This is a genomic window from Streptomyces sp. NPDC005494 (genome assembly GCF_042872025.1).
Classification (GTDB): Bacteria; Actinomycetota; Actinomycetes; order Streptomycetales; family Streptomycetaceae; genus Streptomyces.
The window spans coordinates 208863-221099 of record NZ_JBIAJR010000012.1 but is presented as its reverse complement, the minus strand read 5'-3'; the positions used below and the strand labels follow the sequence as shown (position 1 = coordinate 221099).

General features: G+C 70.2%; 13 protein-coding genes and 1 tRNA gene. 3 read left to right on the top strand and 11 right to left on the bottom strand.

The features are described 5' to 3' along the window. Window positions 1-39 precede the first annotated feature (39 nt). Genes ACFYQ6_RS30440 through ACFYQ6_RS30400 form a run of 9 tightly spaced genes read right to left on the bottom strand, consistent with a single transcriptional unit; the run spans window position 40 to window position 7879 of the window. Window positions 40-270, bottom strand: a complete 231-nt coding sequence (locus tag ACFYQ6_RS30440) for a phosphopantetheine-binding protein (RefSeq protein ID WP_356744867.1) — start codon at window positions 268-270, stop codon at window positions 40-42. A 23-nt stretch (window positions 271-293) separates the two neighbouring features. After that, window positions 294-1325 carry a beta-ketoacyl-ACP synthase III gene (locus tag ACFYQ6_RS30435; protein WP_361581098.1) on the bottom strand — a complete coding sequence of 344 codons (1032 nt, stop codon included), beginning with the start codon at window positions 1323-1325 and terminating at the stop codon, window positions 294-296. A gap of 5 nt (window positions 1326-1330) precedes the next feature. Then, window positions 1331-2302 (bottom strand): VlmB-like protein, encoded by a 972-nt coding sequence (locus ACFYQ6_RS30430; protein WP_388766020.1) that lies wholly within the window; start codon window positions 2300-2302, stop codon window positions 1331-1333. Window positions 2303-2312: 10 nt separating this feature from the next. Beyond that, window positions 2313-2888, bottom strand: coding sequence for a flavin reductase family protein (locus ACFYQ6_RS30425; RefSeq protein ID WP_388766018.1), 576 nt, complete (start codon window positions 2886-2888; stop codon window positions 2313-2315). After that, window positions 2885-3382 (bottom strand): hypothetical protein, encoded by a 498-nt coding sequence (locus ACFYQ6_RS30420; RefSeq protein WP_361581089.1) that lies wholly within the window; start codon window positions 3380-3382, stop codon window positions 2885-2887. The genes ACFYQ6_RS30425 and ACFYQ6_RS30420 overlap by 4 nt, the downstream gene beginning before the upstream one ends. A 15-nt stretch (window positions 3383-3397) precedes the next feature. Beyond that, window positions 3398-3883, bottom strand: coding sequence for an SRPBCC family protein (locus ACFYQ6_RS30415; protein ID WP_356744857.1), 486 nt, complete (start codon window positions 3881-3883; stop codon window positions 3398-3400). A gap of 1 nt (window position 3884) precedes the next feature. Next, window positions 3885-5174 (bottom strand): aminotransferase class III-fold pyridoxal phosphate-dependent enzyme, encoded by a 1290-nt coding sequence (locus tag ACFYQ6_RS30410; protein WP_361581085.1) that lies wholly within the window; start codon window positions 5172-5174, stop codon window positions 3885-3887. A gap of 51 nt (window positions 5175-5225) precedes the next feature. Beyond that, window positions 5226-6365 carry an acyl-CoA dehydrogenase family protein gene (locus ACFYQ6_RS30405; RefSeq protein ID WP_361581082.1) on the bottom strand — a complete coding sequence of 380 codons (1140 nt, stop codon included), beginning with the start codon at window positions 6363-6365 and terminating at the stop codon, window positions 5226-5228. Between the two features lie 26 nt (window positions 6366-6391). Next, the gene (locus ACFYQ6_RS30400) at window positions 6392-7879 is read right to left on the bottom strand and encodes an aldehyde dehydrogenase family protein (RefSeq protein ID WP_388766015.1); all 1488 of its coding nucleotides are present in this window, start codon (window positions 7877-7879) and stop codon (window positions 6392-6394) included. A 413-nt stretch (window positions 7880-8292) separates the two neighbouring features. Here ACFYQ6_RS30400 and ACFYQ6_RS30395 point away from each other — a divergent pair, with 413 nt between their 5' ends. From ACFYQ6_RS30395 to ACFYQ6_RS30385, 3 genes are all read left to right on the top strand, one after another. After that, entirely contained in the window at window positions 8293-9300 is a 1008-nt protein-coding gene (locus ACFYQ6_RS30395) for a DUF2156 domain-containing protein (RefSeq protein WP_361581079.1), read from the top strand. 16 nt (window positions 9301-9316) lie between these two features. Beyond that, window positions 9317-9457 carry a hypothetical protein gene (locus ACFYQ6_RS30390; RefSeq protein ID WP_356744849.1) on the top strand — a complete coding sequence of 47 codons (141 nt, stop codon included), beginning with the start codon at window positions 9317-9319 and terminating at the stop codon, window positions 9455-9457. 442 nt (window positions 9458-9899) lie between these two features. After that, window positions 9900-10694, top strand: coding sequence for a BTAD domain-containing putative transcriptional regulator (locus ACFYQ6_RS30385; protein WP_388766012.1), 795 nt, complete (start codon window positions 9900-9902; stop codon window positions 10692-10694). On the opposite strand, the gene serS is transcribed toward ACFYQ6_RS30385, so the two are convergent. Both serS and ACFYQ6_RS30375 read right to left on the bottom strand, forming a co-directional pair. Next, on the bottom strand, window positions 10678-11976 hold the full coding sequence (gene serS / locus ACFYQ6_RS30380; protein ID WP_388766010.1) for a serine--tRNA ligase: 1299 nt from the start codon (window positions 11974-11976) through the stop codon (window positions 10678-10680). The genes ACFYQ6_RS30385 and serS overlap by 17 nt on opposite strands. Before the next feature lie 168 nt (window positions 11977-12144). Beyond that, window positions 12145-12235, bottom strand: a tRNA-Arg gene (locus tag ACFYQ6_RS30375). Between the last annotated feature and the right edge of the window lie 2 nt (window positions 12236-12237).

Here is a 12237-nt window from a genome sequence, read left to right as displayed (position 1 = left end):
GGTGGAGGAGAGGCCGGCACCCGCCGGCCGCCCCGTACGTCAGCCGGTGGTGGCCAGGCGGCTCTCCAGCAGTGCCACAACGGCGTCGAGGCGCCCCGCCTCCACCATCTCGTCGTCGGTGACCCGTGCGCCCAGGGTCTCCAGCTGCATGGACAGCTCGACCAGGTCGAGTGAGTCGAGGCCGAGGTCGTCCAGGGTCGCGCCCTCCACGAAGTCCTCCTCAGCCACGTTGAAGCTGGTCATCAGGATCTTCTTGATGTGCTCGTACACGTCTTCCTCCTCGGGAATGCGGTTCAGGCGGTCAGGGCCGGCACGTCCGGCCAGACGACGGTGGTCGCCCCCCACGTGACGCCGCCTCCGAAGGCGGCGATCAGCGTGCGGTCACCCGGGCTGAGCAGCCCGGCGGCGGCCGACTCGGTGAGCAGCAGCGGCACCGAAGCGGCGGCGGTGTTGCCGACCCTGTCGATGTTGGAGAGGCGGTGCGCCCCCGCGGGGATGCCGAGCCGGTCGGCGACGGCGCCGATGATGCGGGCGTTGGCCTGGTGGGCCGCGAACCGGTCCACCTCCGCCGGGTCCCAGCCGGCCAGGTCCAGCGCCTCGCGGGCGACGGCGGTGGTGCGCTCCACGGCATGCCGGTAGGTGTCGGAGCCGTTCATCCGGAAGTAGTGGTCGGACAGGGGGGCGACGGCGCCCGAGGTCCGCTGGCGGGACCCGCCCGCGGGCACCTGGATGAGGTCGCTCTGCCCGCCGTCGCTGCCGAGCAGTACGCGGCCGACCGCTCCCGGCTCGTCCGGGTCGCCGGCTCTCAGCACGACCGCCCCCGCCCCGTCACCGAAGATGGGGACGGTCGACCGGTCCGCGGGGTCGAGTATCGAGGTGAAGGTCTCCGCGCCGATGACCAGCACGCGCTGGGCCATCCCCGCGGCGATCATCCCGGCGGCGGTGCCCAGCCCGTAGAGGAAGCTGGTGCACACCGCCGACACGTCGAAGGCGGCCACGCCGGTGAGTCCGAGCCGGGTCGCCACCTCGGGGGCGGTGGCCGGGCAGAGGCGGTCAGGCGTGGTCGTACCGAGGACGACGGCGTCGGCGTCGGTGACTCCCGCGGCCTTGAGCGCCAGTTCGGCGGCCGTGACCGCCAGGTCCCCGGTCGAGGTCCCCGGGTCGACGCGGTGCCTCGCCCCGATGCCCGTGCGCCGCCTGATCCACTCGTCCGAGGTGTCCAGATAGGCGGCGAGCTCGTCGTTGGTCACCGCGCGCGGGGGGACGCAGGCGCCCAGCCCGCTGATCACGGCGGCGGGTCCGCGGCAGTGATGGCCGGTGGTCATCGTCGTCAGCCGATCCGCATGACGGCGGGGTCGAGGCCCATGTACGCGAAGCGGCTCTCGGCCATCTCGTCCGTCCACCGCTCGGCGAGGTCGTAACGCTCCTCGGGGGTGGTGTCGAGCAGCAGACGGCCGGGGAAGACCTCGTAGTCCCGGATGAGGTCCGCGTGGTCGAGCATGCCCTGCTGGAAGAGTTCCTCGCGCTCCAGGACGTACTTCCGGTCCGGGATCTCGTCCCACAGGGCGCGGCCGCGCTCCAGGATGTCCATCAGCCGGGGCAGGTAGCCGGGGTCTGCCAGGAGGTGGTCGCGGACGACGGTGCTGCCCACCGACAGATGGCGGATCTCGTCGATCGAGGCGCCGCGGGCGATGGCTCCGGCCGCCGGATCGAGTACGTTCCACTTGCGCTCGCTGAGTTCCGCGGCGGGCGCGAGGACACCCTCGATGACGATGGTGAACACCGCCACCCCGCCGATGAAGTCCCCCTCGTCCCGCACCGCGCGCAGGGCGAAGTCCAGGATCGGGTCCACCACGTCGCGGGTGTAGGCGTCGGACACCCGCTCAACGGTGGCGTGCAGCTCGCCGGCGGGGACACCGAGCTCCAGCAGGTGGTTGCGGAAGACCATCGCGTGCCGCGCCTCGTCGAGCAACTGGGTGGAGAAGAACTCCAGTTCGGCCGTGCCGGGCGCGGCTGCGACGTAGTGCGCGAGCGCCTTGGTCGCTTCCGTCTCCGCGACCGCACGGCAGCCCAGCTCCATGACCAGGGCGTCGCGCAGCGGGCCGGGCCTGCGCATGTGTTCGGGGGTGATCTCCTGTGGGGAGTGCCCCGTCCCGGCGCGCCCGACAAGGGTGCCCTGTGCCACTCCGGAGAGCCAGTAGGCGAGATCGCACTGCTGCGGCGTCAGGTTGAGGTTCTTCGCCCCGTCGAGGAGGCCGGGTGCGGTGTCCCACCCTGTTTCGTCGGGTATCTGGCTGGTCATCGGTTTCCTCTCAGTCCAGGGAGACGGTGGCCGTGGCGGCGAGGCTGCGGCCCCACCGGCGGCGGACCACGTCACGGAATTCGGCGCTGTGCAGATCGCCGTCGAAGCTGAGCAGCGGGCTGCCCGCCCCGGAGGCGCCGTCCACGACCTCCGCGAGCAGCAGCTCGTGGTCCCCGACGGCGACCTGTCCGGTCACCCGGCACACGAGGCGGGCGAGGGTGTGCCTCAGCAGGGGCAGCCCCGTGGCCGGATCGGGGTCCCATTCCAGGACGTCGAACTGGGCCCTGCCGCGGGGCCGCCGGGGGCTGGCGAACCAGTCGGCGACCTGCGCCTGCCTCCCGGAGAGCACGTTGACGGCGAACAGGCCGCTGGCCAGGGCGAGTTCGAGGAGCTCCGAACTCTGCCGCAGCCCCGCGCCGATCGTCAGCGGACTGCGCGAGACGACTCCGGCAGCGCTGACGGTCGCGCCGTGCACACGACCGTCGTGGCGCGCGGTCAGGACGGTGACCCCGGTGGTGAGGCGCAGTGCGGCCCGCGGCAGGCCGTCGTCCTCCGGCCCGCCGGGCCGGAGGCCACCGGGGCTCACCGGGACACGCCGGAGGCACCCGCCATGGCGTCCTCGCGCTGCCTGCGGCGCTCGCGGTACCGGAGCTCGGCGGCCAGCCGGGTGTAGGCCGGGTTGGGCTCGGGCTCGAAGGCCAGGCTGAACGGCTTCAGGAAGTTGCCGAACACGCCCCGGTCGGCGAAGAGATGGAGCGGCAGGACCAGCAGGGCCCACTCGAACCCGGCGACCGCGATCCAGACGGCGGCCACCACCATCTGCGTGATCATGCTGTGCATGACGTTGTACGCGATGTAGTAGCCCTTGGCCACGCGGTGATCGGGGCTCCGGCGGTAGGCGATGGCCCCCGGTATGTAGCCGATCAGGTCGATGTAGGCGAAGAGGATCACCGCCGGCACCCAGCGGACCTCACCGATGTGGGCGATGAACAGCCCCGCCACGGCGACCAGTCCGACCAGGTATTCGGCCCGGTGGAGCCGGTAGGTGTTGGGTGTCTCGAACGGGTTGGCCATGTCCATGGTGTGCTCCTGAGTTCAGGCGGCGGTGTGTCCGCCGCTCGGCGCGAGTTCGAGGTCGCCGGCGAGGCGCACCGACGCGTGCAGGCCCACGACCGCCCATGCGACGGTCTCCTTGATCACCCGTTCCGCGATCGGGTCGAGGATTCCTTCGAGGCTCTCGATGCCGAAGTCGAAGTCGCACTCGAAGTGCAGAGCGGTGTCGGGCCCTTGCTGGGTCAGAGTCCAGGTGCCGCCGAAGGTGTCGAAGTCACCCTCGGTCTGCTCGAACTCGATGCGCAGCTCGTCCTTGAGGAAGCGCTCGGTCTCGGACCAGCTCAGCAGGCCGCTCCGGAACAGCAGTTCCCAGCTGGAGGCCCCGGTGGGGCTCGGGCGCGTCTCGGTCACCTCCGTGGACTGCACGTGCGGTGACAGTTCCGGGTAGCGGGCGAACCGCGACACGTTCTCGAAGACGGTCCCCGCGTCCTCGTTCGCGATCACCGCGTCCAGGATGACTTTGCGCATGTCAGTGGCCACCTTCCGGCATCCGGGCGCTCTGCTCGATCAGGGCCCGGGTGGCCTTGTCGAACGCGTCGAGCAGGAAACTCACGTCGGCGTCGGTGAGGATCGCGGGCGGGGTGAGCCGGGCGACCGAGCTGCCGTTCATCGAGTGGTTGCCGACCACGCCGTGGTTGAACAGTTCGATGAGCAGTTCGCCGGCCAGCCCCGCCTCGATCAACTCGATGCCGATCAGCAGCCCTTGGCCGCGTACCTCCTTCACCAGTCCGGGAAGGTTGCGGTGCGCGATGGCGCTGAGCTCGGGCAGCAGCTTGGCCCCCAGTTCGGCGGACCTGCTGACCAGGCGCTCCTCCTTGACGGTTTCCACGGCGCCCATGACGGCCGCCATCAGGACGGGCGCGCCGGTGAACGTCCCCGTGTGCAGGTACGGGTCCTTGTCGAAGGGGGAGAACGTCTTGCGGTTGGCCAGCGCCGCGGAGACCGGCATGACGCCGCCTCCCAGCGCCTTGCCCGCCAGCAGCACGTCCGGGGTGATGCCGTACAGGTCGGCGCCCCACCACTCCCCGAGCCGGCCCATGCCGGTCTGCACCTCGTCGAGGATCAGGAACTGGTCGTACGTGCGCACCAGGCGCTCCACGCCGGGCAGGTAACCCGACGGCGGCAGGATGACGCCCCCTTCGCCCTGGACCGGCTCGACGATCACGGCGACCTCGCCGGGGTGGGCCGACAGCACCTCTTCGAGGGCGTCGAGGTCACCGAAGGGCACATGGGTGACATCGGCCAGCAGCGGGCGGAAGGGCCGCTGGTAGACGTCCTTCGCCGTGACCGAGAGCGCCCCGAGGGTCTTGCCGTGGTAGCCCATGTGCATGGAGACCAGGCGCTTCTTGCCGTTGGCACGCGCCAGCTTGAGCCCTGTCTCGACCGCCTCGGCGCCCGAGAGGGCGAAGTGGATGCGGTTGAGGTGCCCCGGGACGACCGACGAGAGGGCTTCCGCGGCACGTCCGACCGTGGGCTCCAGCAGGATCCTGGTGGCGATGGGGTGGGTCTCCAGCTGGCGCCGGACGTGCGACATCACCCTCGGGTGGCGGGCGCCCATCACGAAGACGCCGTAGCCGCTGCAGTTGAGGAACTCCATGCCGTCGCTGGTGCGCAGTCGCGCACCCTGCGACTCGATCTCCATGTGGCTGCCGAACAGTTCGGCGACCGTCGCGCGGCCCTTGCTCAGGTGCTTGCGGTACAGACCGAGGATCTCGGCCTCGGTGTCGGCCGATCGCTCGGCGTCCACGACTGTGGACATGCGTGCGCCTCCTTCAGATGGCACGGGTGTGGGAAAGGGAGTACGCGCCCGTCAGGGAAGCAGCAGCGGCTGGCCGGCGAAGTAGTCGACGAGCGCCTCCGCGGTGCTGGTCCGCGACGGGGGGTGGAAGGCCAGCGGGCTGATCGCCGAGGCGAGCGTGGCGATCTCCGGGGAGCCGATGAAGGCGATACCGCCGAGCAGTTCGACGGCCATCTCGCTGACGGCGGCCAGGACCTTCTGCGCGGCGAACCGGGTGACCAGGACGGAAGCCACGGCCTCGTCCCCGAAGGTGCCCGCGTCGACGGCGCGGGCCATGCCCTCGGTGAGGGCGACGGCGGATTCGAGCTGCACGCACAGCGCGCCCCGGTCGCTGACGCTGCCGCGGCCCCGCGTGAGGACGCGCTCGGTCAGTTCGGACGCGGCCCCGACGTAGGCGGAGGTGACCAGCATCTCGAACCAGACGAACGCGGCCGTCTGGAGGTCGTCGAGCCGGCCGGGGTCCTCCGGGGTCGCCCGGATCACGAGGTGTTCCGGTACGAAGACGTCGTGGAGCCGTACCTCGTCGCTCTGCGCCGCCGCGAGTACGGGTGAACCCCAGAACGGGTGCAGCGAGACGCCCTCGGAGTCGGCCGGCACGAGCAGGATGACCAGCTGCGGCACGCCGTTCTCGTCGGGCAGGAAGGCGCTGGCCGTCAGCATGTCCATCGAGGCGGACAGGCTGCACGGCTTCTTGGCACCGTTGACGAGGTAACCCCCGGGCGCCGGGGTCGCGACGACGCTCGGGGAGAGGATGCTCTGCTCGGTCCTGCCCTCCGCCCAGCCGGAGGCCAGCAGAAGCCCTTCCGGGGCGATCCGGGAGAGCAGGGCCCGCTGGCCCTCGGTGGGCTCGGCGGCCCGCTCGGCCAGTTCGAAGAGCATGGCCGCGGAGAAGTTGTGCATGGTCGCACCGGCCGCGAGGGACGGTGAGACGGAGCCCAGCGCGCGTGTCACCCGCACCGCCTCCAGGGCGGAGACACCCAGCCCGCCGAAGGAGCAGGGCACCAGCAGGCCGGGGCCGCCGTGCGTGCGGAACAGGTCGATCACCGGGCTGCCCGGCGCCTCCCGCTCGTTCAGCGGCAGGGCGGTGAGGGCCTTGAACAGACCGGGGTGATTGCGCTCGCAGGCGTCACGCGCCACGTCGAGGGACCGCATGGGGAAATCCTCCCTTTGAGTGTGAGTCAGCCTTCGAACATCGCCTGGCGAGGGGAGGCACCCGTGCCGATGCTCACTCCCTGCACGTGGGAGGTCTTGAGCATGGGGTAGTTGCCCTCTCCGAACGCTCCCCCGGTCATGCCGGTGCCTCCGTGCGTCGGCACGACGGGCAGGAAGCCGATGTGGGAGTCGTTGATCTTCAGCAGCCCGGAGTTGCGGACCCGCGCGACAAAGGTGTCGACGACGTCGTCCGAGCGGGCCCAGAGCGAATTGCGCAGGCCGTACTTGTTGGCGTTGACGAAGCGGATCATGTCGTCGAGGAGCACGTCGTCGGGAGCCGCCGCGGGCACCACGACGGGCAGCAGCGGGAAGAAGGTCTCCTCACGCACCATGCGGTAGTCCTGGGACTCGGCCAGCCCGTCGACCCTCACCACAGTGGGCTCCAGGAACTGCCCCGCCTGGGAGGGTGATCCGTCGAGCTCGACGCGGTTGCCGCCGCAGACGAGCTCACCGCCCTGCTCCAGGGCCTGGGCCAGCAGGCTGAAGAAGCGCTCGCTGCGGCGCACGGGCGACAGCAGCACCTCGGGCGAGTCCGGATATCCGGGCTTGATCGCCTCGGCCGAGGACTTGAGCCGGGCGATCAGTTCGTCGGCGACCTCGGGATGCACCACGACGCAGTTCGGCACCATGCAGATCTGGCCGGATCCGTAGAAGGCCTCCGTGACGGCCTCCACGGCCGCCGGGATGTCGGCGTCCTTCCAGACGACGAGCGAGTCGTTGCCCGCCAGTTCCAGGATGGGCTTCTTGCCGCGCTCCACGCACTGCTGCTCGAAGCGCAGGCCGGCCTCGCTGGACCCGAAGTAGAGGATGTCGTTGATCCGGGGGTCGTCGAGCCAGTGGTCGATGATCTTCTGCGGGGTACCGCAGACGATGTTCAGGGTGCCGGGTGGCGCCCCCATCTCCTCCAGCAGCGGAACCGCCAGCTCACGCAGGATGTAGAGGGTGCTGAGCGCGATGCTCCGGGGAGCCCTGACGACGACCGCGTTCCCGGCCATGAGGGCGAGGACCGCCAGGCCGGAGTTGGGCACGGGTGCGTTCTGCGGCGGGTTGAGCGCCACGACGCCGTCGGCCTGCCGGCGGACGATGAGGGTGCGGTCCCCGTAGGTGCGCCGGCTGTACATCTGCTGCTCGTACCAGGCGATGCTCTCCTCGCTGTACGCCTGGACGAGGCAGCTCAGCTCCCAGCGGGCCAGGGTGACGGGGTGCGCCTCGGCGACCATGATGTCGAGGATGGTCTCCTGATGCCTGATCAGCTCTTCCCCGAAGCGGCGCCCGAGGTTCAGCCGGTCCGCCAGCGGTACGGCCGACCACGCGTCGACGGCGTCGGCGGCGGCGTCGGTGGCCGCGAGGACGTCGGGCATACCGATCACCGCGCAGCGCCCCACCACGTACGGGTGCTGGGCCGCGGGGGAGCCGGGGTCCGGGTCCTGCTCGAGAGCGCGCTTGAGACTCACACTGGTGAATACATCCTCAAGAAGCGACTTGGAGCTGACCGTGTAAACCCAGCCGATTCCCTCGATGTCCTTTCCGCCGACATAGCAGGGATAATTGAGCAGGGGCTTCGATCGCCCTTTCAGAACCTGATCCGCGCCGCCCAGGACTTCACGCACTGCACGATCCTTCTCTCTTCGCGCCGGAATTCCTCTCGCTGCCGGTGATAGTGCAGGAAGGGCCCTACATATCGCTGACATGTCTCTGACCGAAGCCCCTGTCTGACCTGGCGTTGACGGTGGGCTGACGGACGGACGGACCCGCGGCCGCAGAGGCGGTCCCCGCCTTGCGCCGCTTCCTCACCCGTGTCACAGTCACGACTCCCGGACCGGTCCGGCCACCGCACCCCGGAAAACATCACGAACGAGGGGTATTCATGGCCGAGACCATCGACAGCACGGTTTCATTCGACTACGTGCACCATGCAATCCAGGAGTACACGGCTGCAGAGAACCCGAGCTCATTTCTCGCCGTGAGTCAGGGGAATTCGTACTTCACTCTTCCCGGACTGGCCGGCGTCATCGTCTATCGCAGCGCGGGCCCGTATCTCGTCCAGCTGGGCGGGCCGTTCGCACCCGGCGACTCCTACACGGCGCTCCTCGACGCGTTCCTGGCCTTCGCGGCGCAGCAGGGGCGACAGGTCGTCGGGGTCCAGCTGCAGGAGCACGACGCGAGGATCTACGCGGAACACGGCTTCACCGTCAACCAGATCGGTGCTTCCTACGCCGTCGACCTGGCGGACTTCTCACTCCGCGGCACCCGGTTCATGCAGCTCCGGAACAAGATCTCCCGGGCCTTCCGCAACGGCCTGACGGTCGTGGAGGCTGACTACGACGCCTGGCAGGAGTCGATCCGCGAGATCGACCAGCTCTGGCTGCCGCTCAAGGGCGAGGGCGCCAAGCCCTTGGAGTACCTGGTCGGCCAGTGCGGCGGACCCGCGCAGAAGCACCGCAGGCTCTTCCTCGGCCTCGTGGACGGTGCGGCGGTCGGCTACGTGCTGTACTCCCCCGTCTACGGCGGACGCCCGGGCTGGATGCACGACCTGTCCCGGCGGCGGCCCGAGTCCGGCCCGGGAATCATGGAGGCGATCAACAAGACGGCGATCGAGACGTTCCTGACCGAGGACGTGCGGTGGCTGCACTTCGGCTTCACACCGTTCACCGGCCTGGACGAGAAGCTCGAGATGCCGGGCAGCAGCGAAGCCTTCCGCTGGTTCATGCATTTCCTGTGGGAGCACGGCAAGGACGTGTACCCGGCGGCGACCCAGCTCGCGTACAAGGAGAAGTGGAACCAGAGCCTGGTCCTCGCCGAGTACGCCGCGTTCCAGGGACCGGCGAGCGTCAACGCCTTCGTCCACATCTTCCGCGCCGCGGGCGCCCTGTAGAGGCAGGAGATTCACCATGAGCGTGCAAGCCGCCCAGGATCAGATCGTCGATCTGTTCACCCGCTTGTGCGGCGACCCCGACGACGCCGAGGTCGCCGCGGCGGCCGATCGGGCGCTGGAGTCGCTGGACGAGGCGTTGCGGGCCGAAGGGGCCTGACCCCAGGACCCAGAGCACCGGGCCGCCCCCGCCGTGCCGCCGTGAGGCGGACGCGGCGGGGGCGGCCTTGCGTCGTGGGGAGCGTCGGGCGTTGTGCTGTGCGGCGCGCCGGCGTCGTGGCGTGAGGCTTCGTGGCGCGCCGGCGTCGTGGCGTGAGGCGTTCCGGCATGCGGCGTCGTGGCGTGCGGCGTTCCGGCATGCGGCGTCGTGGCGTGCGGCGTTCCGGCATGCGGCGTCGTGGCGTGCGGCGTCATGGCGTGCGGCGTCATGGCGTTCCGGCGTTCCGGCGTTCAGCAGCGACGGCGGGGCCGGTGAGGCCCGGGACGAGCTCACACCCACGCCGTCCCGAGGTCCGCTCAAGTCTTGTTCCAGTCACCGTTGGTAGCTTCCCTCTCGCCTTCCCCTAGGGGGGTCCCCGAAGCGTTCACATGGAGGAGTACCCATGAGGTTCACCGTGCTGGGCTCGGTCGGAGCAGTCGTGAACGAGCAGTTCACCGCCATTGCGGGCACCCAGCAGCGCATCCTGCTCGCCACACTGTTGCTGCGGGCCGGCCGGCTGGTGCAGAGCGAGCAGCTCTACACGGAACTATGGGGCGACAACCCGCCGGACGGTGTCTCCAATGCCTTGCAGGCACATGTGTCCCGCCTGCGGCGCACGTTGCGGCGGCTCGGCGAGGAAGGGCCTCAACCGGCGCCGTCGCTGAACATCCACGCGTCCGGTTACATCCTGGACCTGTGTCCCGACAGAGTGGACATCAACGTCTTCCGGGACCGCATCGCCCGCGCCCGGGTGGCCATGGTGGACGCTCCGTTGCGAGCCCGCTCACTGCTGGACTCGGCGTTGTCGCTGTGGCAGGGCGATCCGTTGCACGACGTCTCCTCGAGCCCGATGTGCCGCAGCGTGTCCCTGGAGCTGGACGAGGAGTACCTCGCGGCCCTGGAGTGCAAGTACGAGCTCGGGCTGCGGTGCAACGAACCGCACTCGGTCATCAGCGAGTTGCGGCGGATGAGCGTGACGCACCCCTGGCGGGAGCGGCTCACCGAGCTCCTGATGCTCGCGCTCTACCGCTGCGGCCGGCAGGCGGATGCCATGGAGGCGTACAACGCGGCCAGGGCTCGCCTGGTGGACGAGCTCGGCATCGAGCCGTCCCCCCAGCTGAAGCGGCTGTTCAGGGACATACTCAACCAGGAGCCCGCGCTGAACCCGGCTCCGCAGCCGATCAACCTGGCATCGTGAGGGCGGTGCCGCCGCCCGGCAGGATCCGGCGGAAGCCGGTGTAGGGCACCAGACATTCGGGCAGCCGGACGGATCCGTCCGGCTGCAGGCCCTGTTCCAGCAGCGCGGCGACGGTACGCCCGACGGGCAGGGCCGAGCCGTTGAGCGTGGCCGCGGGCCGCCTGCGCCCGGCGGCGTCGCGGTAGCGGATCCCGGCCCGTCTGGCCTGGAAGTCGCCGCAGTCGGAGCACGAGGACACCTCCCGGTAGGCGTCGCTGCCGGGGAGCCAGACCTCGATGTCGTACGTCATCCTGGCCGAGAAACCGGTGTCGCCGGCCGGGAGCACGACGACCCGGTAGGAGAGGCCGAGCTGTTCCAGGCAGTCGGTGGCGTGGCCCACCAGCACGTCCAGTTCCTCCCTCGCACGCTCCGGGGTGCACACCCGTACCAGCTCCACCTTCTCGAACTGGTGCAGGCGGAGGATGCCCCGGGTGTCCCGGCCGTACGACCCTGCCTCGGCGCGGTAGCAGGGAGTGGCGGCGGTGAGCGCCAGGGGGAGTGCGCCCTCGTCGGCCGGCTCCCGAGCGACGAGGTTGGTGAGGGGTACCTCGGCCGTGGGGATGAGGAAGAGCTCCCGGTCGCCGGCCGAGGTGGCGAACAGGTCCTCCTCGAATTTGGGCAGTTGCCCCGTGCCGGTCATGGTGTCCCTGGTCACGAGGTGCGGCACGGAGTACTCCGTGTAGCCGTGCCGCTGCGTGTGCAGGTCGAGGAGGAAGGACACGAGGGCGCGCTCCAGTCGTGCGCCCGCGCCCTTGAGCACGGCGAACCGGGCCCCGGACAGGCGCGAGGCGCCCTCCGTGTCGAGGATCCCGAGGTCCGCACCGATCTCCGCGTGGTGGCGGGCCTCGACGTCCTTGCGGACCGGGGGACCACCTCTGCGGATCTCGACGGCATCCTTCTCCGTATGGCCGTCGGGTACTTCGTCGAGCGGCAGGTTGGGAATCCGCAGGAGCTGTTCCCGCAGGGCCGCTTCCACGGCACGGACGTCCGCTTCGGCGGCCTGGACCCGTTCCCGCAGCGACCGTGCCCGCTCCCGCTCGTCCTCCGAGGGGCCCTCGGCTCCGGCCCGGCGGCCGGCCCCGCTCTTCTTGAGCTCGGCCCGCAGGCGTTCGAGGGTGGCGAGGGAGTCGGAGCGGTGGCGGTGCGCCTCGCGCAGACCGGAGAGGTCGAGGGTGTAGCGGCGACGGGCCAGCTTGCGCTCGGCCTCGGCTCCCAGCTTCAGCAGTTCTCGAACATCGTGCACGGCGTGGTTTCCTTCGCTCGGCTCATGCGTGGATGCCACCGGGCCGCGGGCCCGGACCAGTGGGCGACGGGTCGGTACGGCACCCCGCATGGACCGGCGGAGTGTCTGCTTCGTGCGTCGCCGGTGCGGCGGACCCGGGGGAGTCCGCCGCACCGGCAGTAAGAAAAGCGGAGAGGGCAGGATTCGAACCTGCGAAGGCGGTAAAACCCGACCCGGACCGAAATCCAGGCCCCCGATAAACCACTCCGGGCACCTCTCCCA